Annotated in this window: 22 protein-coding genes and 1 riboswitch; of the genes, 9 read left to right on the top strand and 13 right to left on the bottom strand. The window is 74.7% G+C overall.

The genetic code is table 11. The annotated features are described in order from the left end of the window. Nucleotides 1-30: 30 nt before the first annotated feature. Nucleotides 31-134, top strand: a riboswitch (TPP riboswitch). A gap of 44 nt (nucleotides 135-178) precedes the next feature. Both RF644_RS02440 and RF644_RS02445 read left to right on the top strand, forming a co-directional pair. Continuing rightward, nucleotides 179-943 (top strand): 3-oxoacyl-ACP reductase, encoded by a 765-nt coding sequence (locus tag RF644_RS02440; RefSeq protein WP_368795221.1) that lies wholly within the window; start codon nucleotides 179-181, stop codon nucleotides 941-943. Next, nucleotides 943-2265, top strand: a complete 1323-nt coding sequence (locus RF644_RS02445; RefSeq protein WP_368795222.1) for an LLM class flavin-dependent oxidoreductase — start codon at nucleotides 943-945, stop codon at nucleotides 2263-2265. Before RF644_RS02440 ends, RF644_RS02445 begins: the two co-directional genes overlap by 1 nt. Nucleotides 2266-2496: 231 nt before the next feature. Here RF644_RS02445 and RF644_RS02450 read toward each other — a convergent pair whose 3' ends face one another. Then, a complete protein-coding gene (locus tag RF644_RS02450) occupies nucleotides 2497-3945 on the bottom strand; it encodes an OFA family MFS transporter (protein ID WP_368795223.1) in 1449 nt (482 codons plus the stop codon). Between the two features lie 163 nt (nucleotides 3946-4108). After that, the gene (locus tag RF644_RS02455) at nucleotides 4109-6412 is read right to left on the bottom strand and encodes a glycosyltransferase (protein ID WP_368795224.1); all 2304 of its coding nucleotides are present in this window, start codon (nucleotides 6410-6412) and stop codon (nucleotides 4109-4111) included. Nucleotides 6413-6845: 433 nt separating this feature from the next. On the opposite strand from RF644_RS02455, the gene RF644_RS02460 reads away from it, so the two are divergent. Both RF644_RS02460 and RF644_RS02465 read left to right on the top strand, forming a co-directional pair. Further along, nucleotides 6846-7496, top strand: a complete 651-nt coding sequence (locus RF644_RS02460; RefSeq protein ID WP_176475253.1) for a LuxR C-terminal-related transcriptional regulator — start codon at nucleotides 6846-6848, stop codon at nucleotides 7494-7496. A 350-nt stretch (nucleotides 7497-7846) separates the two neighbouring features. Beyond that, the gene (locus RF644_RS02465) at nucleotides 7847-9268 is read left to right on the top strand and encodes an FAD-binding oxidoreductase (RefSeq protein WP_368795225.1); all 1422 of its coding nucleotides are present in this window, start codon (nucleotides 7847-7849) and stop codon (nucleotides 9266-9268) included. A 76-nt stretch (nucleotides 9269-9344) separates the two neighbouring features. Here the strand turns inward: RF644_RS02465 and RF644_RS02470 are convergent, their stop codons facing one another. The 3 genes from RF644_RS02470 to RF644_RS02480 are packed head-to-tail and all read right to left on the bottom strand — an operon-like array spanning nucleotide 9345 to nucleotide 12441. After that, nucleotides 9345-9656 carry an AzlD domain-containing protein gene (locus tag RF644_RS02470; protein ID WP_176337286.1) on the bottom strand — a complete coding sequence of 104 codons (312 nt, stop codon included), beginning with the start codon at nucleotides 9654-9656 and terminating at the stop codon, nucleotides 9345-9347. Further along, on the bottom strand, nucleotides 9653-10387 hold the full coding sequence (locus RF644_RS02475) for an AzlC family ABC transporter permease (protein WP_368795226.1): 735 nt from the start codon (nucleotides 10385-10387) through the stop codon (nucleotides 9653-9655). Before RF644_RS02475 ends, RF644_RS02470 begins: the two co-directional genes overlap by 4 nt. Beyond that, nucleotides 10384-12441, bottom strand: a complete 2058-nt coding sequence (locus RF644_RS02480; protein ID WP_368795227.1) for a glycoside hydrolase family 15 protein — start codon at nucleotides 12439-12441, stop codon at nucleotides 10384-10386. The genes RF644_RS02475 and RF644_RS02480 overlap by 4 nt, the downstream gene beginning before the upstream one ends. 98 nt (nucleotides 12442-12539) lie before the next feature. Here RF644_RS02480 and RF644_RS02485 point away from each other — a divergent pair, with 98 nt between their 5' ends. The 3 genes from RF644_RS02485 to RF644_RS02495 all read left to right on the top strand — a co-directional run bounded on the left by RF644_RS02485 (nucleotide 12540) and on the right by RF644_RS02495 (nucleotide 15395). Next, nucleotides 12540-12851, top strand: coding sequence for a metal-sensitive transcriptional regulator (locus RF644_RS02485; protein WP_368795228.1), 312 nt, complete (start codon nucleotides 12540-12542; stop codon nucleotides 12849-12851). A gap of 44 nt (nucleotides 12852-12895) precedes the next feature. Next, on the top strand, nucleotides 12896-13105 hold the full coding sequence (locus RF644_RS02490) for a heavy-metal-associated domain-containing protein (protein WP_368795229.1): 210 nt from the start codon (nucleotides 12896-12898) through the stop codon (nucleotides 13103-13105). 67 nt (nucleotides 13106-13172) lie between these two features. Next, nucleotides 13173-15395 carry a heavy metal translocating P-type ATPase gene (locus tag RF644_RS02495; protein WP_368795365.1) on the top strand — a complete coding sequence of 741 codons (2223 nt, stop codon included), beginning with the start codon at nucleotides 13173-13175 and terminating at the stop codon, nucleotides 15393-15395. Nucleotides 15396-15478: 83 nt separating this feature from the next. On the opposite strand, the gene RF644_RS02500 is transcribed toward RF644_RS02495, so the two are convergent. The 4 genes from RF644_RS02500 to RF644_RS02515 form a co-directional block, all read right to left on the bottom strand. Beyond that, the gene (locus RF644_RS02500; protein WP_017832953.1) at nucleotides 15479-15670 is read right to left on the bottom strand and encodes a hypothetical protein; all 192 of its coding nucleotides are present in this window, start codon (nucleotides 15668-15670) and stop codon (nucleotides 15479-15481) included. A 219-nt stretch (nucleotides 15671-15889) separates the two neighbouring features. After that, the gene (locus RF644_RS02505; RefSeq protein ID WP_368795230.1) at nucleotides 15890-16339 is read right to left on the bottom strand and encodes a hypothetical protein; all 450 of its coding nucleotides are present in this window, start codon (nucleotides 16337-16339) and stop codon (nucleotides 15890-15892) included. 60 nt (nucleotides 16340-16399) lie between these two features. Next, nucleotides 16400-16990, bottom strand: a complete 591-nt coding sequence (locus tag RF644_RS02510) for a DUF308 domain-containing protein (RefSeq protein ID WP_368795231.1) — start codon at nucleotides 16988-16990, stop codon at nucleotides 16400-16402. 69 nt (nucleotides 16991-17059) lie between these two features. Beyond that, on the bottom strand, nucleotides 17060-18610 hold the full coding sequence (locus tag RF644_RS02515) for a PLP-dependent aminotransferase family protein (protein ID WP_368795232.1): 1551 nt from the start codon (nucleotides 18608-18610) through the stop codon (nucleotides 17060-17062). Nucleotides 18611-18705: 95 nt separating this feature from the next. On the opposite strand from RF644_RS02515, the gene pdxS reads away from it, so the two are divergent. Both pdxS and pdxT read left to right on the top strand, forming a co-directional pair. Further along, entirely contained in the window at nucleotides 18706-19671 is a 966-nt protein-coding gene (gene pdxS, locus RF644_RS02520) for a pyridoxal 5'-phosphate synthase lyase subunit PdxS (protein ID WP_368795233.1), read from the top strand. Beyond that, nucleotides 19668-20270, top strand: a complete 603-nt coding sequence (gene pdxT / locus RF644_RS02525) for a pyridoxal 5'-phosphate synthase glutaminase subunit PdxT (RefSeq protein WP_368795234.1) — start codon at nucleotides 19668-19670, stop codon at nucleotides 20268-20270. Before pdxS ends, pdxT begins: the two co-directional genes overlap by 4 nt. A gap of 25 nt (nucleotides 20271-20295) precedes the next feature. Here the strand turns inward: pdxT and RF644_RS02530 are convergent, their stop codons facing one another. The 4 genes from RF644_RS02530 to RF644_RS02545 form a co-directional block, all read right to left on the bottom strand. Next, entirely contained in the window at nucleotides 20296-21180 is an 885-nt protein-coding gene (locus RF644_RS02530) for a YgcG family protein (protein ID WP_368795235.1), read from the bottom strand. A 135-nt stretch (nucleotides 21181-21315) separates the two neighbouring features. Then, nucleotides 21316-22209, bottom strand: a complete 894-nt coding sequence (locus RF644_RS02535) for a universal stress protein (RefSeq protein ID WP_368795236.1) — start codon at nucleotides 22207-22209, stop codon at nucleotides 21316-21318. 39 nt (nucleotides 22210-22248) lie between these two features. Next, complete coding sequence (locus tag RF644_RS02540) at nucleotides 22249-23241, bottom strand: universal stress protein (protein ID WP_368795237.1); 993 nt, start codon at nucleotides 23239-23241, stop codon at nucleotides 22249-22251. A 50-nt stretch (nucleotides 23242-23291) separates the two neighbouring features. Continuing rightward, nucleotides 23292-24644: an MATE family efflux transporter gene (locus RF644_RS02545; protein ID WP_368795238.1), complete on the bottom strand. Its 1353-nt coding sequence runs from the start codon at nucleotides 24642-24644 to the stop codon at nucleotides 23292-23294. Between the last annotated feature and the right edge of the window lie 35 nt (nucleotides 24645-24679).

A 24679-nucleotide genomic window follows, 5' to 3' on the forward strand; every position in this document is an offset into this window, starting at 1 on the left:
CGGGCTGCGGGGCCGGTGCTTATACTCGTCCGCAGTGACACGGGGTGCCGGCGCCGCACGACGAGCCGGCTGAGATGACACCCGTCGAACCTGATCCAGTTAGGACTGGCGAAGGGATGTCCTGCCGGGACCGGCCGTGGCCGGCCCGCGTCTCCTCGCCCTGACCCCGGGGAGACCCATGCAGATCGCAGAACAGATCGTCCTCGTCACCGGCGGAGCACGAGGGCTGGGCCGCAGCGTCGTCGAGGCCTTCGCCGCCCAGGACGCGAGGGTCGTGGTCAACTACCGCGCGTCCCGGACGGCCGCGGAGGAGCTCGTCGACCGGTACGGCCACGAGCGGGCGGTGGCGCTGGCTGCCGACGTCACCGACGCGCAGCAGGTCGCAGACATGCTCCGCGCGGCCCGGGAGCACTTCGGCTCCCCCGTCACCACCGTGGTCAACAACGCGCTGGCGGACTTCTCCTTCAACGGCGACGCCCGCTCCTCCGCGGAGGACATCCGCTGGGAGGAGTTCCACGCCCAGTTCTCCGGCAGCGTCCGCGGGGCGCTCAACACCGTGCAGCAGGCCCTGCCCGGCATGCGGGAGCGGGGTTTCGGCCGGGTCGTCAACGTCGGCACCAACCTGTTCCAGAACCCCGTGGTCCCGTACCACGACTACACGGCGGCGAAGGCCGCGCTGCTGTCCCTGACCCGCACCCTCGCCAAGGACCTCGGCGCGTACGACGTCACGGTCAACATGGTCTCCGGAGGTCTGCTGCGCACCACCGACGCGAGCGCCGCCACCCCGGACGAAATCTTCGACCACATCGCCTCCGCCACGCCCCTGGGCCGGGTCACCACACCGGCCGAGTTCGCCGACGCCCTGCTGTTCTTCGCCTCGCCGTGGGCGCGCTCGGTCACGGGGCAGAACCTGGTGGTCGACGGCGGGCTGGTCCTCAACTGATGGGGGCCGCCGTGACCGCGCCGCGACAGCTGCACCTCAACGCCTTCCTCTTCGGCGCGGGCCACCACCAGGCGGCGTGGCGGCACCCGGACTCCCCGCTGGAGCGGCTCGGGGACATCGCCCACTGGGAGCGCCTCGCCCGCACCGCCGAGCGGGGCCTCCTCGACGCCGTGTTCTTCGCCGACGGGCACAGCGCCGGCGACGTGGCGGACGGACCCCGGTGGTTCCTCGAACCGCTCACGGCCCTGTCCGCGATGGCGCGGGCCACGGAGCGGATCGGGCTGGTCAGCACGGTCTCGACGACCCTCTGGACGCCGTTCCACGCCGCCCGCCTGCTGGCCTCGCTCGACCACATCAGCCGCGGGCGGGCCGGCTGGAACGTGGTCACCTCCATGTTCGACGCCGAGGCGCGCAACCACGGCCTCCCGGGAATGCCACCGCACGCCCAGCGCTACGCGCGGGCGGCAGAGTTCATCGACGTGACCCATCGGCTGTGGGACTCGTGGTCCGACGACGCCCTGGTCGGCGACCGGCAGGGCCTGCACGCCGACCCCGAGCGGGTGCGCCGGATCGACCACGCCGGCGAGCACTTCCGCGTGGACGGCCCGCTGACCGTGCCGCGCCCGCCCCAGGGGCGTCCGGTCCTGTTCCAGGCGGGCGCCTCCGGGCCGGGCCGGGACCTGGCCGCCCGGCACGCCGAAGGGGTCTACGCCGTGGCCTACGACCTCGAGAGCGCGCGGGAGTACCGCGCCGATCTGAGGCGGCGCGTCGCCGCGGCCGGACGGGACCCGGAGGGCGTGGCCGTCATGCCGGGCCTGGTCACCTACGTGGGCTCCACGGAGGAGGAGGCCCGGGCCAAGCAGGCGGAGGTGGACGCCCTGCTGCCCTCGGAGCAGTCCCTGGCCCAGCTGTCCGCGTTCGTCCAGCAGGACTGCAGCGCCTGGGAGCTGGACGCCCCGGTCCCGGAGCTGCCGCCGCTCGAGGGTTTCACCGGGCCGCAGGGCCGGTACGCCACGATCCTGCGGATCGTGGCGGTCGAGCGGCCCACGGTGCGGCAGCTGCTGGGCCGGCTGGCCGCCGGGGGCGGGCACTGCACGGTGGTCGGCACCCCGGAGGCCGTCGCGGACCGGATGGAGCGCTGGTTCATCTCGGGCGCGGCCGACGGCTTCAACCTCATGCCGCCCCGGCTGCCGGACTCCCTCGACGACTTCGTGGACCACGTGGTCCCCGTCCTCCAGCGTCGCGGACTCTTCCGCACCCGGTACACCTCGTCCACGCTGCGCGGGCACCTGGGGTTGCCGCGGCCCGGCGGCGCTCAGTGACGTGCTGCGGCGCCTGTTGCGGCGGACGACCCGGGCATCCCGGGACGGTCGGTCAGCACGTCGTGGACCGGTCGGCGCAGGCTGTCGGGGAGCTTCGGACCGCGGCCCGCCCGTGTCCTGTCCGCCGGTCAGACGAACAGCGCGGTCACCCGCGTGAGGGTCATCGTCACTCCGTAGGCGAGCGGGACCCCGACGAGGACCCAGCCCAGTGCCAGTCGTGCACGGCTCATGTCATGCCTCCTTCGGGGAGAGATCGGTGTCGGACGTGCGCGAGGACTCGGTGCCGGCCTTCCCGGAGGCCTCGGTGCCGGACGCCGCGGTCCGGCGCTCGGGCTCGTGGTACTTGGCGTCCACGGGCTTGACCAGGAGGTTGGCGACGAAGCCGACGACCAGCAGGCCGACCATGGTCAGCAGCGCCGGCTGGTACGCCTGCGCAGTGAGCTCCCCGGGGGTGCCCTGGGCGTCGAGGAACGCGTTGACGATGAGGGGCCCGGCGATGCCCGCGGCGGCCCAGGCTGTGAGCAGGCGGCCGTGGATGGCCCCCACCTGGAAGGTCCCGAAGAGGTCCCGCAGATAGGCCGGCACCGTGGCGAAGCCGCCGCCGTAGAACGAGATGATGACGAAGGCCAGCAGCACGAACAGCAGCGTGGAGGTCGAGCCGAACAGCGCCAGCACGGTGTAGAGGACCGCCCCGACACCGAGGTAGACCATGTAGATGCGCTTGCGGCCCAGGACGTCCGAGGTGGTGGACCACACGAAGCGCCCGCCCATGTTGCCGATGGACAGGAGGCCCACGAAGCCGCCGGCCACGGCCGCCGTCACGAGGGAGGCGCCGTCCGCCTGGCGGAAGAAGTCCTGGATCATGGGGGCGGCCTGCTCGAGGATGCCGATGCCGGCGGTCACGTTGCAGAACAGCACGATCCACACCAGCCAGAACTGCCGGGTGCGGATCGCGTTGCGGGCCGAGACGTGGTTCTTCGTGACGAGGGCCTTCGACTCGACCTTCGAGGGCTCGAACCCCTCGGGCTTCCAGTCCTCCGCCGGAACCTTGATCGTGAACGCGCCGAAGAGCATGTAGGCGAGGTAGACGACCGCGAGGGTCAGGAACAGCTTGCCGACGGCGTCCCCGCTCGCCACCCAGCCCTCGGTGCCGGAGTTCGGGTCGTAGAAGTTGAGCAGCGCCGCGGAGAGCGGACTGGCGATCAGCGCGCCGCCGCCGAAGCCCATGATCGCCATGCCCGTGGCGAGGCCGGGGCGGTCGGGGAACCACTTGATCAGCGTGGAGACGGGCGAGATGTAGCCGATGCCCAGGCCGATGCCGCCGATGACCCCGTAGCCCAGGTAGACGAGCCAGAGCTGCTCGGTGAAGATGCCGAGCGCGCCGACCAGGAACCCCCCGGACCACAGCAGCGCCGCGGTGAACATGGCCCTGCGCGGCCCGCCGGTGTCCACCCACGTGCCGAAGACGGCGGCGGACAGGCCCAGCATGACGATGGCGATGGAGAAGATGATGCCGATCTGGGTCAGGCTCGCGTCGAAGTGCGCCACCAGCGCGTTCTTGTACACGCTGGTGGCGTAGGCCTGACCGATGCACAGGTGCACCGCGAGGGCGGCCGGCGGTATGAGCCAACGGTTGAATCCCGGTGGTGCCACCGAATGCTGCCGATCAAGCCATCCCATGCCCCGACTCCTCATCTGGTGCGGACACTGCGCGAAGGGCGCGTCCGGGACGGAATCAACACGTCCCGGCCCGGCGCCCAAGGGTGAAGCATGTCACACGGACGAGAGAACTGGAAAGCAGCCTGCCGACCGGCCGCGCCGGATCGGGCCGGAGCGGGGCCCCTCATCCTCCGCGCAGCGACCGCCACGCGCGCCGCCAGAAGGCGAGGAAGCCCTTCTCCGCCACGGCCTGCTCGAGCCGTTCGATCTGCCGGGTCTGGGCGCGGACCAGGTCTAGGAGCTCGTGCGCGAGCTCCTCGGCGGCGTCCAGCCTCCGGTGCAGGGCGCCGGCCTCCTCCGCCGCCGCCCGCCTCAGGTAGAGCGGCAGGCCGATCCCGTGCTCCGCGCTCCACTGCCTGAGGTGGCGCTCGCGCACCGCCGCCTCGCCCCGCGCCGCGGCGAGCCGGTCGGTCCGGTCCCGCTGGGCGGTCGGGCGCGCGGGGAGCAGACCCGCGGTGAACGTCTCCAGGAAGCGGAGCACGAACTCCCAGCGCTCCGCGGCGCCGATGGTCTCGTCGTAGTCGCCCAGCACCCCGTGCACCGCGCGCCGGTACAGGAACGGCGCGTCGACCGCGGTGCGGTCGCCGTCCAGCACGTCGGTGAGTGTGAGTGCCTCCCGGTCAGTCCGCACGAGATCCCGTCCCGGCCGACCGGTTGGGACGTCCTGGCCGGTCCCGGCCGGAGCCCCGGTCCGCACCACGACCCCGTCGTCGGTCACGAGGGGATCCTCGAGGTGGGCGACGCCCCGCTGCAGGAGCTCGGGCGGCCAGGGCTCCGAGCCGTCGTGCAGGACGACGAGCTCAGACTCCCCTGCCCGCAGCCCACGGTTGGCGGCCGCCGCGGCACCGAAGGCCCTGCGGTGGTGGAGGACCGTCGTGCGCCCCGCGAGCTCGTCCCGGCGCGGCGCCAGGACCGCGTCCACCTCGGCGGGGTCCCCGCCGTCGTCCACGAGGACCAGTCGCCAGTCGGTGAACGTCTGCGCCAGGAGGTCGTCGACGGCCCGGCCCAGGCGCGCCGGGGCGTCGTGGTGCCGCAGCAGGACCGCGACGGTGGGCCGCTCGGACGGCACCGCGGGAACGGTGTACCGGCGGCGGAGGGCACGCACCACCGGGGCACCGACCCCGCGCGGCGCCGCCACCGTTCCCACCGCGGGCCGGGCCTCCTGCCCGCGGAGCGCCCCGGCCACGTCGTCCCACCACCGGGCCGCCGCTTCCCGGACCGCCGGCTCGGCGTCCGCCAGCGCGGCGCGCACCGCCCCCCGGTGCTCCACGGCCTCCGCCGCCCACTGCTGGACGGCCGCGCGGGTGTCCCACGCCACGTCGCCGGGGGTGAGCAGCGCCGCCAGGGGAACGACGGCACCTTCCAGCCCCCAGCGGCTCAGCACGCCGTTCATGTCGTCCGTGGAATATTTGTCCGGGCCCACCGGGAGGACGACGGCCCGCGCCGCGAGGCCGAGGGCCGCACCGCGGGAGCAGGTGGTCAGGACCCAGTCCGCCCGGAGCGCCTCCGTGCCGGCCTCTCCCGGATCTGCGCGCACCCGGTGGACGTCGTCCGGCAGCAGCGCGGCCACGTCCGCCGCGAACTCCTCGTCGGCCGGGGCGCCGCCGCATGCCAGGAGCGTGACCGCTGCGCCCGTCCGGTGCACCAGGGCGTCCAGCAGGGCGGCGAGCAGCGGGGCGAGCCGCTCCGCCGGGAAGGGACCGGCCGGCCGCCGCACTGCGGCGAGGATCCGCGGCGGCCCCGCCGGCGCCCCCGGCTCCTCCGCCGACCCGCCCAGCTCGTCCTGCCGCTCGGCCCGTCCGTCCGGATCCTCCGACTCCGCGGCCGGCCCCTCCCACTCCTCCTGCTCCCGCCCGGCCGGGGCGCCCCGCTCTCCTGGGCGACGTGTCGGCCCGTCCTGCTCGAGCGGTCGCGCCGGGGCGGCGGGAGGCGGGAGAAGGAGCGCGTCCTCCCAGCCGACGCGCAGGCCGGGGTGCTCGGGGCACAGCCGGCGGGCCACCGCCAGGGACGTCTCGTCCCGCAGCCCCACGAGGGAGGCGACCGGGAGGAGCCGGCGCACGGCCTCCTCCGGGACGGCATCGGGGTCGAGGGCCAGGCCGGTGACGACGACCGGTCGGCCCGCCGCCGCAGCGGCCCTCGCCCGGTCGAGCCAGAGGAGCAGCCCGGTGTCGCCCACGGGAGCATCCGCCCCGAGGCCGGCCAGCAGGAGCGCCTCCGCCTCGGACCGCGGTGCGGGATCGCCGCCTGCGGGCCCGTGCTCCCGGAGACCCTCCTCCCCCGCGGTCGAGAGCACCGGATCCGCCCCCGGATCGAGGAGCCGGGGGGCGAGGCCGCGCAGGGAGAGCTCCTCGAGGAGTCCGTGGAGTTCGCGAGCCGCTCCCGGCCGGAGTCCCTGCCCGCCCGATCCCGGGAGAACGTCGATGTGCATGACGGTACGGACCTTTCCTCGACCGGTGCGGGCTCCCCCATTCTTCCAGTCGCACCGCTTCCACCAGCCCTGGCCCCGGCCCCGGCCACGCGCGAGCAGGAGGAGACATCTCACCGCCGGCCCCCGGCACGGCCCGTCGGGCGGCGTGCGGTGTGCGAAGTTGCAGGTCCGCACGGAATCGCCTTGCCCGCGCGCGGGCGGGTCCGCCACTGTGGAGGAACACACTGCACCATCTCCGCCGGCGGCGCCCGCCCGGAGGACCCCCTGCCCCGACGGCCCCCGCCACACTGCCCTATATTCCACAAAGGACATATGGGCGTTCGGCGCCGGTCCCGCCGCAGGACACGGCCCTCCCGTTGCCGGAGCGGACCGGCGACCCCCGGCCGCGGAGATCCCGCCCACCTCACAGCGGGAGACGTCGAGGAGTCCCACCATGTTGAACGCCGCCGTGATCAGCCCCCAGCCCATGACGCGCATCGCGATGCAGCGCGAGGCCGTCGAGCACCCCGAGCACGGCGTGCGCGTGAGCGCGGTGGCGGGCAGCGTCCCGGAGTTCCTGGCCGAGAACCCGGCCGAGGAGATGGTGGTCCTGCTGAGCCTGAACACCCTGGACGGCCGCAACCTCGTGCAGAACGTCACGGATCTCACCGCACAGGAGCACACCGTGGTGGTGCTGGTGCCCCCGGACGACCTCGCCCGGGTCCGTTCCGCCTTCACCTGCGGGGCGGCCGGCGCCGTGGGGAAGTGGGAGCCCATCCGGACCGTCTTCCGCACCATGCGGCTCTCCCGGCAGCTGGGCCACTTCGTGAGCGACGTGCTCCAGTCGGCTCTGGCCGAGCTGCCAAGCAAAGCTCCCGCGAAGCTCTCCGCCCGGGAGCGCCAGGTGCTCGCGCTCTACGTGGACGGACTCCAGGAGCAGGAGGTGGCCGCGCTGCTGGAGATCGCCGAGTCCACGGTGGAGGAGCACCTCAAGCGGATCCGCCGCAAGTACGCAGCGGTGGAGCGGCCGGCCCGCACCAAGCTCGAGCTCTACAAGCGGGCCATCGAGGACGGGATCATTCCCCCGGTGCTGCCGCTCGCCTGAGCACGGGATCGGACGTTCCCCGCGTCCACGGGCCGCCCCGTCCGGCCCACGCCCGGCCGAACGGTGCCCGGACGGGTGAGCCCGGACCGTCGTGCCCGGACCGTCGTGCCCGGACCGTTGTGCGCGGACCGTTGTGCCGGGCCGGGGACGCTCCTACTCTGGAGACAGCGCCACTGTGCGCCGTTCCGCATCCCCCCGCACCGGAACTCCAGCCCCGGCGGGGCCGAGCGCCCGGACCGCTCCGAGTCCGCCCGTGACCCTTCCGGCATCGCCGACGACGGTCCGCGCACCGCCGTCGAGCACGAGCACCAGCCCGGGGGCGCGCGCCCCGCCCACAGGAAGCCAGCCCCATGAATGCCGTGGACCGCGGGGAGCACGACCAGGAGATCGCCCGAGAGCTCGAGAAGCTGCGCACCCATCTCACAGGGACGCTGGTCGAGCCCGACGACCCGCTCTACGACGAGGCGAGACGGGTCTGGAACGGCATGGTCGACGTGCGGCCCCGCGCTGTCGTGCAGGCCGGCGCGGTGTCCGACATCGACCCGGTGCTGGCCGCCGCGCAGCACACGGACCTGCCGCTGGCGGTCCGCGGCGGCGGGCACAACGTGGCCGGCCACGGCACCGTGGAGGGCGGGCTCGTCCTGGACCTCGGCGCGCTGCGGCGGGTCGAGGTGGACCCGGAGACCCGGCGCGTGACCGTGGAGCCGGGCGCCACCCTGGCCGACGTCGACCGCGCGACCGTCCCGCACGGTCTCGCGGTGCCCCTCGGCGTGGTGAGCGCCACCGGGGTCGCGGGCCTGACCGTGGGCGGCGGCGTCGGCTGGCTGACGCGCAGCAACGGCCTGAGCCTCGACAACCTCGTGGACGCCGAGGTGATCACCGGTACCCGGGAGCACCTGCGCGCCAACGCGGAGCACAACCCGGACCTGTTCTGGGGCATCCGCGGCGGCGGGGGGAACTTCGGCATCGTGACCTCCTTCACGTTCCGGGCCAGGGAGCTGCCCGCGTCCGTGCTGGGCGGGAACCTGATCTACGGGCGCGAGCACTGGCGCACGGCCCTGCAGGCCTTCGCCCGCTGGACCGACGACCTGCCGGACGAGATGAACGGCATCGTCTCGATCCTCCGGTTCCCGCCGAGTTTCGGGATGGGCGACGAGCCCTGGCTGATCATCGGCTTCGCCTGGATGTCGCCCGATCACGCCGAGGGCCTGCGCCTGGTCGACCGGCTGCGGGCCGAGGCCCCGCCGGACGAGGAGGAGGTCGGCCCGGTGCAGTGGACCGAGTGGCAGTCGGCCATGGACGAGCTCTTCCCCAAGGGGGCCCGCGGCTACTGGAAGAACGCCTCGTTCTCCCGTCTCGACGACGAGGTGGTCGACGCCCTGCTCGGCGCGGCCTCGGAGATCACCTGGTTCGGCACGGGCATCGACATCCACCACATGGAGGGGTTCTTCGGGCGGGTGCCCGCCGGCGCCACCGCCTTCCCCAACCGGTCCGCGCGGTACTGGCTCAACGTCTACGGCTACTGGCCGGACGCCGCCGACGACACCCGCCTCACCGCGTTCGCCCGGAAGGCCCACGCCGCCGTGGAACCGTTCGCCGACGCGGGCCTCTACGTGAACTTCCTCGGTGCCGAGCACGGCCCCGTCACGCCCGAGACCGCGCGGCAGGCCTACGGGGAGCGGACGCACCGGCGTCTCGTCGAGCTGAAGAACCGCTACGACCCGGGCAACCTGTTCCGGCTCAACCACAACATCCTCCCGAGCGTCGCCTGACGGGAGGCGTGGTCACGCCGGCCGCACCGGCGGCGTCGGGTGCAGCGGCGGATGCCGGGGCCCCCGCGGCGAGGCGTCAGGGCGCGCCGAGCAGCCGGAGCACGGCCGCCGCGACCGCCCCCAGCACCACCACCAGCAGGAACGGGGCCCGCAGCATCAGGGCCGTCCCCGCCACGAGCAGCGCGCCCAGCCGGGCGTCCAGCACCAGCTCCCGGCCGGAGCCGAACGCGTTCATGACCACGAGCGCGGCGAGCAGGCCCACGGTGACGGTGCCGGCCATGCGCCCGACGCGCGGGTCGTCCAGCACCCGGTCCGGCACGAGGTAGCCGATGAGCTTCAAGGCGTAGGCGAGCGCGCACGCCCCGAGCACCCAGAACCACATGCTCATGCCTCCGTCCCCTCGGCGCCGGGGCCGGACGCCGCGCCGGACGGGGCCGGCCCGGGACCGCGGGAGCGGCCCAGGAACGCCGCGACCACGGCGGCCACGAGGATCGGCAGGCCCGCCGGCAGCACCGGGACCGTCAGGGCCGTGACGAGGCCGCAGACCACCGCGACCGCCACGGGCTCCCGGGCGCTCAGCCGCGGCCACAGCAGGCCCAGGAACGCGGCCACCGCGGCGCCGTCCAGGCCCCACCGCGCGGGATCGCCGAGGGCGTTGCCCAGCAGGGCGCCCAGCACGGTGAACAGGTTCCAGAGCACGAACACGCCCAGGCCCGCGGTCCAGAAGCCCCGCCGCTCCTCGACGGGGTGCACCTGGGAGGACGCGGCCGCGTTGGACTCGTCGATGGTCACGTGCGCGGCGAGGAGCCGGCGCCAGCCCCGCGGGCGGACGAGGGCGTTCATGCTCATCCCGTAGACGGCGTTGCGGATCCCGAGCAGCGTGGCGGCGCCCAGTGCCGAGGCCCCGGCCCCTCCACCCGAGACCACGCCGATGAAGGCGAACTGGGAGCCGCCCGTGAACATGAGCGCGGACAGGGCGACGGTCTGCCAGAAGGTCAGTCCCGCCGCCACGGACAGGGCGCCGAAGGAGATGCCGTACAGCCCGGTGGCCGCGGACACGGACAGCCCGATCCGGACCGCCGGCGAGGACCGCCAGTCGACGGGAGCCGCGTGGCTCACGAGGCGCCGCCGGCGACGGCGGACGACCCGCCCGTGCCCGCCCCGGCCGCATCCGGGGTCTCGGCCGGGCTCTCGTGCGGCGCCGCCGGGGCGCGGCGCCCCTGGGCGGCGTCGAGGGCGTCCAGGGCCTGGACGAGGGCGAGGTGGGTGAAGGTCTGCGGGAAGTTGCCGGTCATCCGCCGCTGCTCGGGCGACCACTCGGTGGAGAGCAGCCCGAGGTCGTTGGCGCGGGACAGCACGGAGTCCACGAGCTTCCGGGCGCTGTCCGGGCGGCCCGAGCGCGCGTACTGGGCGGCGAGCCACAGGGACGCGCCGAGGTGCGGGTTGTCCTGGCCCGGGAAGCCGTCCACCCCGATGACCCCGGCGTACGCGTCGGGGTCCTCGGGGTCCACCGGGCCCAGGACGTTGCGGTAGCGGTGGATGAGCCCGCTGGGGTGCCGCAGCTCCTCCTCGATCCGCCGCACGGTGCCGAGCATCCGCTCGTCGTCGTAGGCCACGAACCCCACCTGCGGCAGCTGGAGCAGGGAGGCGTCCACGGTCTTCGCCCCGTAGTACTGCACGAAGGAGCCGACCTCGGGGTCGTAGCCGCTGGTCCAGATCTCCTCCGCGAGCGCGTCCCGCAGCTGCTCCCACAGCTGCGCGTCGCCGGGCAGGCCGTGCACGCGCACGGCGTCCACGCCGCACTGGAGCGCCGCCCACATCAGCACGCGCGAGTGCGTGTAGTACTGCCGTTCGCCGCGCATCTCCCAGAGGCCCTGGTCCGTGACCTCGTAGTTCTCCACGACCGAGCGCAGCATCGCCTGCTGCAGGGGCCAGGAGAGGTGGTCCTCCACGGCGCCGCGCCGGCGGAGCTTCTCGAACACCACCATGACGTGCCCCACGGCGTCCGACTGGTGCTGGCCCGCGGCGCCGTTGCCCTCGCGGACCGGCCGCGAGCGCTCGTAGCCGGGCAGGTCGAGCTGGTGCTCGCGCCCGCGGCGCTCCCCCGCGACCCCGTAGATGTTCTGCAGGTCGTGCGGGTCGCCCGCCACGGCGCGCAGCAGCCAGTTGCGCAGCTGGGCGGCCTCGCGGTCGTGGTCGTGGTCGAGCATGACCTCGAGGGCCATCGCGGCGTCCCGCAGCCAGGCGAAGCGGTGGTCCCAGTTGCGCTCCCCGCCCACCACGTCCGGCAGGGACGTGGTGGGGGCGGCCACGAGCCCACCCGTCTCCTGGTGCATCAGCGCCCGCACCACGAGCAGCGAGCGCCGGACCACGTCCGAGCGCCGGGCCACGGCGTGGCCGCGGACCGGGACGATGTGCACCGGCTCGTCCTCCCCGACGGCCGGCGGGGAGTACAGCCCGGACCAGTCCTGCCACAGCTCCACGGTCCGGGTCAGCTGCTCGTTGACGTCGACCGGCGCCGGGGGCGTGCGGTGGGACGGGAAGTGCGTGAGGACGAAGTCGCGTGCCTGGCCGGCGGAGACGGTGAAGGTCCCGCGGTGGCGGCGCTCGTCGTCGTCGTCCGTGGACTCGGGGAGGGGCTCACCGCGCAGGACGAGGGCGTCCGGGCCGGCCATGGCCACGAGCATGGGGGGCGCGGGGTCGCCGCCGCCGGGGTCCTCCTCCCCCTCGAAGCGGCTGACCCAGGGGACCACGGCGCCGTAGCCGAAGCGCACCCGCAGCTCGTGGTACATCTCGACCTCGCCGGTGAGGCCCTCGACGCGGCGGACCACGTCCGTGCGGGAGGTCAGCGGGAGGAAGTCGGTCACGCGCACGGACCCCGAGTCGGTGACCCACACGGTCTGCAGCACGAACGTGTTCTCCACGTAGAACCGCTCGGCGACCTGGGCGCCGCTGTCCTCCTCGTCGAGGACCTCGCCGTCGGCCCCCTCCGCGACCGTGCACGCGGGGGCGAGCAGCCACCGCCCGTGGTCGGGCTCCCCGAGCAGGGCGCCGAAGACCGAGGGGGAGTCGAATCGGGGCGCGCACAGCCAGTCGATGGACCCGGTGCGGGAGACGAGCGGACCCGTGCGCATGTTCGAGAGCAGGGCGTAGTCCTCGATCAGTGAAGCCATGCCTCAAGATTGGCACATCGCCGGGCCGCAGCGGACCGGCCGCTTGAGCTATACCCCCAAGGGGTATACAGTGGCCGCAGGACGACCGAGGAGGACCCATGACCCAGAACCCGCCGCACGGGTACACCCAGGACAAGGACGCGTACCTCAAGCGCCTGCGGCGCATCGAGGGCCAGGTCCGGGGCATCCACCGGATGGTCGAGGAGGACAAGTACTGCATCGACGTCCTCACCCAGATCTCCGCGATCCAGTCGGCCCTCAAGGCCGTGAGCCTGGGCCTGCTGGACGAGCACCTGAGCCACTGCGTCGTGGGCGCCGTCGAGGCCGCCCAGGAGTCCGGGGACGTCACGAGCGTCGACGACAAGCTCCAGGAGGCGTCCGCGGCCATCGCGCGCCTGCTCAAGAGCTGAACCACCCCGCTGAACCACCCCACCGAAACCCCGAGGAGCCCATCGTGCAGACCATCGTCAACGTCTCCGGAATGACCTGCGGCCACTGCGTCAGGTCCGTCACCGAGGAGCTCACCGAGCTGGAGGGCGTCGAGTCCGTCGACGTCGACCTCGTGGCCGGCGGGGTCTCCCCCGTGGTCGTGACGTCCACCCGCGAGCTGCCGGCGGCCGAGATCGAGGAGGCCGTCGAGGAAGCGGGGTACACCGTTGCCTGAGACCCGCACGCCCGTCCCCACCGAGGTCGCCGGGCCCCTGCGCACCCTCGAGCTCGAGATCACGGGCATGACGTGCTCCTCGTGCGTCAGCCGGGTCGAGAAGAAGCTGGGCAGGCTCGACGGCGTCGACGCCTCCGTCAACCTCGCCCTCGAGACCGCCACCGTCCACGTCCCCGCGGGCGTGAGCGACGAGCAGGTCGTCGAGACGGTCGAGAAGGCCGGGTACGGGGCCGTCCTCAAGAACGCGCCCGGGGGCGACGACGCCGGCGGCCCGGACGGCTCCGACGCCATGACCCGGGTCGCCGGGCGCGAGGCGTCCTCGCTGCGCTCGCCCGAGTCCCTGCGCCGGCGCCTCCTCGTGGCGGCCGCGCTCTCCGTCCCGGTGTTCGTGATCTCGATGCTGCCCGGCTTCCAGTTCCCGCACTGGGGCTGGGTGGTCGCGGCCCTGAGCCTGCCGGTCGTGGCGTGGGCCGCGTGGCCGTTCCACCGCTCGGCGGCGGTCAACGCCCGGCACCTGACCTCCACCATGGACACCCTCGTGTCCCTGGGCGTGTCCGCCGCGTACCTGTTCTCGCTGTGGAACCTGCTGCGCGAACCCGGCATGACGGCCGGCGCGATGCTCGGCCACGCGATGGACATGAGCGGGCACCAGCTCTACTTCGAGACCGGCGCCCTGGTCACCGCGTTCCTGCTGCTGGGCCGCTGGCTGGAGGCCCGGGCGAAGGCCCGCTCCGGCGAGGCGCTGCGCGCGCTGCTGGAGCTCGGCGCGAAGGACGCGGTGGTCCTGCGGGACGGCGTGGAGACGAACGTGCCCGCGGAGCAGCTGCGCCCGGGGGACCTGGTCGTCGTGCGCCCCGGCGAGAAGATCGCCGCCGACGGCGTGGTCGTGGACGGCCGCTCGGCCGTGGACACGTCCCTGCTCACCGGCGAGTCCCTCCCGGTGGAGGTGGAGGTCGGCGACACCGTCACCGGGGCCACGATCAACACCAACGGCCGGCTGCTGGTCGAGGCGACCCGCGTGGGCGCCGACACCACCCTGGCCCAGATGGGCCGGATGGTGTCCCGGGCGCAGGCGAGCAAGGCCCCCGTGGCCCGGCTGGCCGACCGGATCTCCGGGGTCTTCGTCCCGGTCGTCCTGGTGATCGCCCTCGCCACGCTGGCCGGCTGGCTCCTGCTGACCGGGGACGTGAACGCGTCCTTCGTGGCCGCGGTCTCCGTGCTCGTGATCGCCTGCCCCTGCGCCCTCGGCCTGGCCACCCCCACGGCCCTGCTCACGGGCACGGGGCGCGGCGCGCAGCTGGGCATCCTGATCAAGGGCGCCGAGGTGCTCGAGGACACCCGCACCGTGGACACCGTGGTGCTGGACAAGACGGGCACCGTCACGAGCGGGCAGCTCTCCGTGGCGGCCGTGACGCCCGTGTCCGGGTACTCCCGGGACCAGGTGCTGGACCTCGCGGCCACCGTGGAGCAGCACTCCGAGCACCCCATCGCGCGGGCGGTGGCCGCGGCCACCCCGCACCGGTTCCCGGTCTCCGGGTTCGTCTCGGCCCCCGGCGGGGGCGTCCGCGCGCACGTGGCGGACGGGATGCACTCCCGCTCGGTGGTGGTCGGGCGCACCACGTGGCTGTCCGAGAACGGCGTGCGCCTGGACGGCGCCCAGCTCGATGCGCTGCGCCGCGCCCAGGAGGGCGGGTTCACCACGATCCTCGTGGCCGTCGACGGGGCCCTCGTCGGCTTCGTCGACCTGCGCGACACCGTCAAGGACGACGCCCGCGAGGCGGTCGCCCGGCTCAAAGAGCTGGGCCTGCGGCCCATGCTGCTGACCGGCGACAACGAGCCCGTGGCCCGGGCCGTCGCCGCGGAGGCGGGCATCGCCGCCGAGGACGTCGTCGCCGACGTCAGCCCGGAGGGCAAGGTCGCGGTGGTCCGCGACCTCCAGGACGACGGCCGCGTGGTCGCCATGGTGGGCGACGGGGTCAACGACGCCGCAGCCCTGGCGCAGGCCGACCTCGGTATCGCGATGGGCGCCGGCACGGACGCGGCGATCGAGGCCGCGGACATCACGGTGGTGCGCAGCGACGTCGGGTCGGTGCCCACGGCCATCGCCCTGTCCCGCCGGACCCTGTCGATCATCAAGTCGAACCTGTTCTGGGCCTTCGCCTACAACACGGTGGCCATCCCCGTGGCCGCCGCGGGACTGCTCAACCCCGTGATCGCGGGTGCCGCCATGGCCTTCAGCTCCGTGTTCGTGGTGCTGAACTCGCTGCGGCTGCGGAGCTTCGGCCGCTGAGCCCGCCGGACGCGACGACGCCCCGGGAAGGACCCTCGGCCCTTCCCGGGGCGTCGTGCGTTGTGTAAGGCGCTGGTCCGGGGTCAGACGGAGCCCGGGTCGACCGGGCTCTCCTCATTCTCCTCGAGCTCGGGCACCTCGGACTTGTGGTCCTCCTGGGCCACGTCCGTGGGGTCCTCGTCGGCGCCGTCCTCCTGCTGGTCGGCCATCCGCTGCTGGACCTTGCGCTCGAACTCCTCGTCGCCCTCGGTGGGCGGTTCCGGCTGCTGGCTCATGCTGGTTCCCGTCGTCCGGTCTCGAGCAGGGCGCGGGTTCGGGCCCTGCTGCTCAGGTGCCGTCCCAATCTACCCAGCGCCCGGCCGGACGCGACAGGGCTGTCCACCGGAGCGGGTCCCTCCCGGGAGCGGGCGCGGAGCGCGCAGGGCCCCGGAACGAGCGGGACCCCCGAACGAGCGGGGTCCGGCTCGTTCGGGGGCCTCAGGCGGGCGGGATGCTCAGGCGCGCGGGGCGGGGCCGTCGTCGTCCGGGCCGGACGCCGGGGCGGGGCCGTCGGCGGGGCGGCGGCCGAGGAGGTCCTCGCCCTCGGTGTCGGGCCGGACGCGCTGGCCGAACTCGGCCTCGCCGGGGGGCCGCGCGGCGGCCTGCCGCCGGGCCCGGGCCTCGGCGTAGAGCTTGGCCGAGGAGCGGTTGACGCCCGTGCCCGCGCCGAGGTGGGGGTCGTTGGGCTTCTCGACGATCATCAGCGTGGCGCTGATCACGAGCGTCACGATGAACGCGATGCCCGCGGCGATGAAGGCGAGGTCCAGGCGCAGGGCGTTGTCCGTGCCGCCGCTGGCGAAGATGCCCACGGCGACGAACGCGATCGCCGCGAGCACGGCGGACAGGATCAGGGGGCCCTTGACGTCGGCCCGGAAGCCGCCTCTCGAGCCCTTGCGCTGTGCCACTGGTCCTCCTCGTGAGCTGATGTCCCCGGCGGGCCGGGGCCTGCCGTGCGGTAGCCCAGTCTACGCGGTCCCGGCGGGGGCCCGTCCCCGGCGGTCCTCGTGCCGGAGCGTGAGGGCGGCCAGCAGGTGGGTGACGCCGATGACCACCGCGGCGGCCCCCACCACCCCGAAGAGCGCCTTGGGGCCGAGGTCCACCACGAGCACGAGACCGGTGGCGGCGAGGACCGTGACCAGCCCGGCGATGGTCCAGTCGCGGCCCAGCGGGAAGGTCGTGCGGAACTTCAGCCCGAGCGCCAGCTCCGTGAGCCCGGCCAGGCCCATGATGGACGCCGCGTAGACCACGAGCCACGCGGGGGTGTCGGCGCCGAGGATCGTGAAGACCCCGCCCAGGAGGTACAGCACGCCGTAGGACTGCGGGATCTGCCGGGTGGGGCCCAGGTCCACGTGGTCGTTGCCGTTGAGGCGCAGCTGCAGGAGCACGCTCGCCGCGCCCGTGAGCACGAGGTACAGCCCCACGCCCCAGGCCACCACGGGCAGCGTCGGCTCCTGCCAGAACACGGTCACGGCGCCGAACACCAGCGCCACGAGCGCGCGCAGCAGCGTGGGCGCGAACAGGTCGCGGTGGATGCCGGTGCTCGGGTCGGGGTTCACGGTGCGCCTTTCATCGGAGCGTGCTCGCGGGAGGGCCCCGGCGGGGAGGCCCGCGGGGCACCGGCCAGTCTAGCGACCGCGTGCGGGGCCGGGCGCCGAGAGCACCCGGGCCAGGACCGCGAGGGCGTCCGGCAGGGCGTCCCCCTCCGGGGCCGCACCGGTGGCGCCGAAGCCGACGACGACGCCGCGGCGGCCGCCCCCCGCGCCGTGCGCCCAGTACGAGCCCAGCGCCGCCACCCGCACGCCCGCGGCCGCGGCCCGGTCCACGACGTCCTGCTCCGCCAGGGGCACCTCCCCGGTGAACTCGAGGACGGCGTGCAGCCCCCCGTCCATGGGCACGGCCCGCACCCCGTGGACCTCGGCGAGGGCAGCGGTGAGCAGGTCCCGCCGGCGCCGGTACTCCCGCCGCATCCGGGCGGTGTGCCGGCGCAGGCCGCCGTCGGCCAGGAAGCGGGCCATGGCGTCCTGGGCGACTGCGGAGGCCGGGTTGCCCAGGTCCGTGCGCAGCCGCAGCAGGTCCTCCCGGAGGGCGGGCGGGGCCAGCAGGTAGCCGACCCCCAGCCCGGGCGCGAGGACCTTGGTGAACGAGCCCAGCGTGGCCACGTGGCCGCCGGCACCGAGCAGCCGGCCGGGGGCGGGGGGCTCCGGGACGGCGCCCGGGGCGTGGTCGAGGGAGGACAGCGCGGGCAGCGGCTCGCCCACGTAGCGCAGCTCGGAGTCGTAGTCGTCCTCGACGATCAGCGCGTCGTGGGCGCGCGCCCAGCCGAGCAGCTCGAGCCGGCGGGCGGCGGGCATCGACGCCCCGAGGGGGTACTGGTGGCTGGGGGTGACGATCACGGCGTCCGGGGGCCGCTCGATCTCCCACTCCCCCGGGCCGGCCCACGCCCCGGACGGCAGCCGGGCGGGGTCGAGGCCCTGGTCGTCGATCGGCACCGGCAGCACCTCGTGGCCGAGCCGCTCCGGCACCCGGCGCAGCGAGGGGTAGCCGGGGTCCTCGACGGCGACGCGCAGCCCGCGGCCCGCGTGGCCGCCGAGCACCGCGAGCAGCAGCTGGAGCCCGTCCCGCGCGCCCGCCGTGACGAAGAGGTCCTCGGGGTCCCGGACCACGCCGCGCATCAGCCGCAGGTGCTCGGCGATCTGCTCGCGCAGCGGCTCCGAGCCCTGGGGCGGGGGCGCCCCCGTGCCGGCGGCGGCCGCGGCGTCCCGCCACGCGGCGCGCCACTGCGGGGTGGCCAGCCGTCCGGTGTCGGGCCGGCCGGGCGTGAGGTCGATCATGGGCCGCTCCCGGGTCCGGCGCCGCGGCGCCGGACCCGGGCGGGGGCCGGGCCGGGCCGCCGGGGGCTCCGTGCGGGAGCGGGCCAGGTCGGGGTGGACCACGGTGGCGCCGTTGGTCGCGTGCAGATAGCCCTCGCCGTGGAGCTGGTCGTAGGCGGTGACCACGGAGCCGCGCGAGATCCCCAGCCGGGCGGCGAGCCCGCGCGTGGAGGGCAGCGCGTCCCCCGGGCGCAGGGTCCCGGAGACCACCAGCTCCCGCAGCTGCTGGACGAGCTGGGCGGGCAGCGGCGCGGGATCGGCCCGGTCCACGCGCACGGGCAGCTCGACGTCGTGGGGGTGCCGCACGGTCCGCTCCTCATCCCTCGGAATTCCTGTGGTCCAACAGATTCTATCGATGGTGGACCTGTCGGTGGACCACTTCCGGCCGCAGGATGGACTCCATGACCGATCTGCAGACCGCCCATGCCCAGAACCCCGCCGGCGGCACCACCCGCCCCACCGCCTCGGACGCGACCCCGCTGACCGGCTCCCCGCTCGTCAAGCGCGGCCTCGCCGACATGCTCAAGGGCGGCGTCATCATGGACGTCGTCACCGCCGAGCAGGCCCGCATCGCCGAGGACGCCGGCGCCGTGGCCGTGATGGCCCTCGAGCGCGTGCCGGCCGACATCCGCGCGCAGGGCGGCGTGGCCCGCATGTCCGACCCCGACCTGGTCGAGGGCATCCAGGCCGCCGTCTCCATCCCCGTCATGGCGAAGGTGCGCATCGGCCACTTCGTGGAGGCGCAGGTGCTCGAGCACCTGAAGGTCGACTACATCGACGAGTCCGAGGTCCTCTCCCCCGCCGACTACGTCAACCACATCGACAAGCAGCGCTTCACCGTCCCGTTCGTGTGCGGGGCCACCAATCTGGGCGAGGCCCTGCGCCGGCTCGCCGAGGGCGCCGCGATGATCCGCTCCAAGGGCGAGGCCGGCACGGGCGACGTCTCCGAGGCCACCAAGCACATCCGCACCATCCGCGGGCAGATCGCCGAGCTGCAGGCCCTCTACCGGATCTCCCCCGACGCCCTCTACGTGAAGGCGAAGGAGCTCGCGGCCTCCTACGACATCGTCCTCGAGGTCGCCCGCACCGGGAAGCTGCCGGTCGTGCTGTTCACCGCCGGCGGCGTGGCCACCCCCGCGGACGCCGCCATGATGATGCAGCTCGGCGCCGACGGCGTGTTCGTGGGCTCCGGGATCTTCAAGTCCGGCAACCCCGCGGCCCGGGCGCAGGCCATCGTGAAGGCCACCGCCTACTTCGACGACCCCGAGAAGATCGCCGAGGCCTCCCGCGGACTCGGCGAGGCGATGGTCGGCATCAACGTGGGCGACCTCCCGGCCCCGCACCGGCTCGCGGAGCGCGGCTGGTGAGTTCCGCGCCTCGCGTGGGCGTCCTCGCCCTCCAGGGCGGGGTCGCCGAGCACGCTGCGATGCTGCGGGAGCTGGGCGCCGAGCCCGTGCTCGTGAAGACGGCCGAGCAGCTCGCCGGGCTGGACGCGATCGTCCTGCCCGGCGGGGAGTCCTCCACCGTGGACCGGCTGCTGCGCCTGTTCGGGTTGCGGGAGTCGCTGCGGGACGCCGTGCTCGGCGGCCTGCCCACGCTGGGCACGTGCGCCGGCCTGATCCTGCTCGCGTCCGGCATCGAGGACCCCGCCCCCGGCCAGCAGACCCTCGGGGTCCTGGACGTCACCGTGGCCCGCAACGCGTTCGGACCCCAGACGGCCTCCGAGGAGGTCGTGCTCGCGTGGGGCCGCGGCGGGGACGTGGTGCGCGCGGCCTTCATCCGCGCCCCCGCGGTGACCCGCGTCGGCGAGGGCGTCGAGGTCCTCGCCCGGCACCGGGGCGAGGTGGTCGCGGTGGCGAGCGGCGCCGTCGTCGGCATCTCGTTCCACCCCGAGCTGACCGGGGAGACCACGGTGCACCGGCACCTGCTCTCCCTCGTGGCCGCCCGGCGCGGCCTCCCCGCCTGAGCCGCCCCGCCCCGTGCGGGGCGGCTCAGTAGCTGCCGGACGCCCCGCCGCCGGTGAAGCCGCCGCCCCCGCCGAACGAGGAGCCGCCCTGCCCGTCACCGCTCGTGCCTCCGTCCGAGCCGCCGGAGTACAGCCCCGGGTTGGCCAGGTAGAGCGGGAGCCACACGGCCGGGTTCGTGACGGCGTCCGGCTTGCGGTGGTGGTAGCGGTACGTCCGGTACGCCGCGCGCTGCTCCTCGGTGAGCCGCAGCTCCGGGTCGCGCTGCCGGGCCGCCCGCAGCTCCTCGTCGGCGATCCGGCGCCGGCGGCGGAGGTCCGCGGCGAGCCACCACGCCACCAGCACGCCGACCAGGCCGAAGCCGCCCGCGACCCAGCCGAGCAGGGCCCAGTCGAAGGGCTCCTGCGGCGGCTCCCCGCCCCGCGCGTAGACGTGGATCTGCTCGACGGCCTCGCCGAGGCCCTGCGCGTAGCGCTCGTCCGCGAAGGCCGGCGCCAGCACGTCCTCCACCACGCGTTCCGCCTCGTCGTCCGAGAACCGCTCGCGCACCCCGTCCGCGGTCTCGATCCGCAGCTCCCGGTCCCCGGTGGCGGCGACCACGAGCACGCCGTTGTCCGCCCCGGCGTCTCCCACCTCCCAGGCGGTGGCGACCTCGCGGGCGTAGTCCTCGATCGACCCGGTCGCCTCCTCCACCGTGAGCACGGCGACGCGTGCGGCGTCCGTGCCGGCGCCGCGGTCCTCGATCAGGGCGTCGAGCTCCTGCTCCTGCGCGTCCGTCAGGACGCCGGCGGAGTCCAGGACGTTGGACCCGGCCGGCCGGGCGGGGACCTCCACCGGGTCCGCCGTCCCGCCCGCGCACCCGGTGAGCGCGGCGAGGGCCAGGGCGGTCGCGGCGAGTGCTCTGCGGTCCACGGTGTGCTCCCGTCCGTCCGCGGGCGCTCCGCGGGCTCGTCCCCAGGATGGCCCGCCGGCACCGCTCGGCGGATCCGCCCGCAGGCGGAGCCCCCGGTCCTGGACGGCCGGAGGCTCCTCCTGCGGACGGACGGGTCAGCTCTTCCGGCGGGTCGGGACCACCATCACGGGGCCCTCGCCCTCCTGCAGCACGGCCTGGGAGACGGAGCCCATGAGCAGCCCGCGGAACCCGCCGTAGCCGCGGCTGCCGACCACCACGAGCTCCGCCGACCGCCCGGCCTCCACGAGCTGGTCCGCCGGCTGGCCGGAGAAGACGAACGTCTCGACGTCCAGCTCCGGGTGGTCCTCCCGGACCGACTCCGCCACCTGGTCCACGAGGGACTGGGCGGGCTCGGTGAGCTGCTCGCGCACGGCCCGGTCCAGGTCCGCGGAACCCGTCGGCATGCTCATGGCCTCCGGCACCACGGTGACCAGCGCCAGGCCCGCGCCGTGCCGTGCGGCGTACCGCCCGGCCGCCAGGACGGCCGGGTTGTCCCGGCCGAGCCGGTCCACGCCGACCACCACGCGGCCCGCGAAGGGGCCGGTCGCCCCGCGGGCGTCCCGTGCCCGCGGGTCCCAGCGGTCCGGGAGGACGATCACGGGGCACTTCGCGTGCGCCGCCGCCGCGGCCGTGACCGATCCGAGGCGGCCGCGCACCCCGCGCCGGCCCCGGCGGCCGAGCACCAGGGACGCGGCGTCCTCCGACTCGTGCACCAGCACCCCGGCTGCGTCACCGCGCTCGACGACTGCGACCGCGGTGACGCCGGCGTCCCGGGCCCGGGTGACGGCGGCGGCGGCGACCTTGTCCGCCTCCTCCTCGATCGCCTCCAGGAACGGCCCGTAGAGACTGGGGTCCACGGCGACGGGCCGGCCCATGGAGACCACCACCCTGAGCTCGCCGGCGAGGGTGCCGGCCTCCTGGATCGCCCAGTCCAGGGCCCGTTCGCTGTTCTCGGAGCCGTCGTAGCCGACGACGATCTGTTCCGGCATGGGGTGCCGCCTCCTGGTCTCGCCGTGGGGGTGGGGTGCTCAGGGGCGGTGCGCGGGCACCACCATGACCGGGCCGGTGGCGTTCTCCAGCACCGCCTGGGAGACCGAGCCGAGCAGCAGCCCCCGGAAGCCGCCGATGCCGCGGGAGCCCACCACGACCATGTCCGCGGAGTGCGTGGCGTTCATCAGGATGCGGGCGGGTCGGCCCACGAAGATGTGGTGCTCGACCGTCAGCTCGGGGTGCTGCGCGGCGATCTCTTCGGAGATCTGGGTGAGCTTCTGGTCCGCCTCGTGGAAGTACCGGGCCTGGTTGAACTCGTCCTGGAACCAGGAGGGCGTGCCGGACAGGGCCCCGTTCACGGAGACCAGCGCGAGGGCCTTGCCGTGCTCCTGGGCGTAGGCCACGGCCTTGCCCAGCGCCGGGCTGCGGGAGCCGAGGGCGTCCAGGCCCACGACCACCCGGCCGGTGAAGTCGATCTGGTCGGCCTTGACCGGCCCGTCGGCCTCGAGCGCGAAGTCGCCCGCGCTGCCGCCGCGCCGCTCGGGGTGCCGTTCGGGGCTCCGGCTCTCGGCGGCCTCGGGGACGATGATCACCGGGCACTTCGCGTGCGCGGCGACCGCCGCGGACACCGAACCCAGCCGGCCGCGCAGCGCGCCGCCGCGGCCGCGCTTGCCCATGACCACGAGCGCGGCCTCGCCCGACTGCTCCACGACGGCCTTGGCGGCGTCCCCGCCCGCCTCCACGACCTCGACGGGCAGTCCCGCCTGCTCCACGGTCTGCCGGGCCTCGGCCAGGTGGCCGGCGTTCTCCTTCATCACGGCCTCGGTGAAGCGCATCTCGAGGCCGGGGTCCCCGACCCCGATGACCGGGTAGGCGCCGAGCAGGCGCACGGTCAGGTCCTGGGCGCGGGCCTCCTCGAGGGCGCGCTCGAGCGCGTGGCGGGCCTGGTCGGATCCGTCGATGCCGACGAGCACGACGTTGTGCCCGGAGTCGGCGGTGGGCTGGTTCTCTGCGCGAGGATCACTGTTCATGTCTGCATCGTAGGTGATCCACCCCACAACACCGGGTGCGATCCGGGTTGTTACCGTGCGTTCCGGAGCAGCCAGGAGTCGCCGCGGGCCCGCAGCCCCAGGGTCAGGGCCCGGGCCCCCAGGTAGCCGCCGGCGTAGGCGGTCCACAGCCACACGAACCCTCCGGTCCCCGTCCCGGCGGAGTGCGCCACGAGCAGCAGCAGCGGGGCGTAGACCGCGAGGTTGAGCACCCCGGCCACCGCCAGGTAGCGGGCGTCCCCGGCCCCGATGAGCACCCCGTCCAGGACGAAGACGTACGCGGCCAGCGGCTGGCCGACCGCCACCACCAGCAGGGCCGCGGCGAACAGGGCCTGCACCGCGGGATCGGGGCTGAGCAGGAACCCCAGCCGGGTGCCGACCAGGGCCACCAGGAGGCCCGTGACCACGCCGAAGCCGAGCCCCCACAGGACCAGCCGGTTCATGAGGGCCCGGACCGCCCGCCGCTGCACGGGGTCGGTCACGTCCCGCGCCCCCATGTCCCGGCCCAGCAGCGCCTGCGCCGCGATGGCGAGGGCGTCGAGGGCGTAGGCCAGGAAGTTGAAGAACGTCATCACGAGCTGGTGCGCGGCGAGGTTCTGGGCGCCCTGTCCCGTGACCACCAGGACGGTCGCGAGGATCGCGACCCGCAGGGAGACGGTGCGAAGCATGAGCCAGGAGCCCACCGTGAGGTGCGAGCGCAGCCGGGGCCACGTGGTCGCGGGCCCCACGCCGTGCTCGCGGGAGAGCCGGCGGAGGATCCACAGGTACGCCAGCGCCATGGCCCACTGCACGGCGCTCGTGCCGATCGCCGCGCCGGCCACCCCCAGGCCCGCCCCGTGCACGAGCAGGAGGTTGAGCCCCGCGTTGGCCGCGGCCCCGACCCCGGCGATGAGCAGCGGGGTCCTGGTGTCCTGGAGGCCGCGGAGCACACCGGTGGCCGCGAGCACCAGGAGCATGGCGGTCAGTCCGGGCAGGGACCAGTGCAGGTAGACGACGGCGTGCTCCAGGACCTCGCCGCGCGCGCCCATCAGCGCCAGCAGCAGCCGGCCCAGCGCCCAGCCCGCCGCGGACAGGAGCAGGCCGAACCCCGCGGCCACCCACAGCCCGTCCCGGCCCACCGCCACGGCCTCCTGGAGCCGGCCCGCCCCGAGGTGCCGGGCCACCGCAGGGGTGGTGCTGTAGGCGAGGAAGACCATGAGCCCCACGACCGTCTGCAGGACGGCCGCGGCCACGCCCACGCCGGCGAGCTGGGGAGTACCGAGGTGGCCGACGATCGCGGAGTCCGCCAGCAGGAACAGCGGCTCGGCCACGAGCGCCCCGAAGGCGGGGACGGCCAGGGCCAGGATCTGCCGGTTGAGGCCGCGGGGGCGGGAGGTCGTCGTCACCGGTCCAGGCTACCGACGACCTCCCGCCCCCGCGG

Source organism: Kocuria sp. CPCC 205258 (assembly GCF_040981005.1).
GTDB lineage: Bacteria > Actinomycetota > Actinomycetes > Actinomycetales > Micrococcaceae > Kocuria > Kocuria rosea.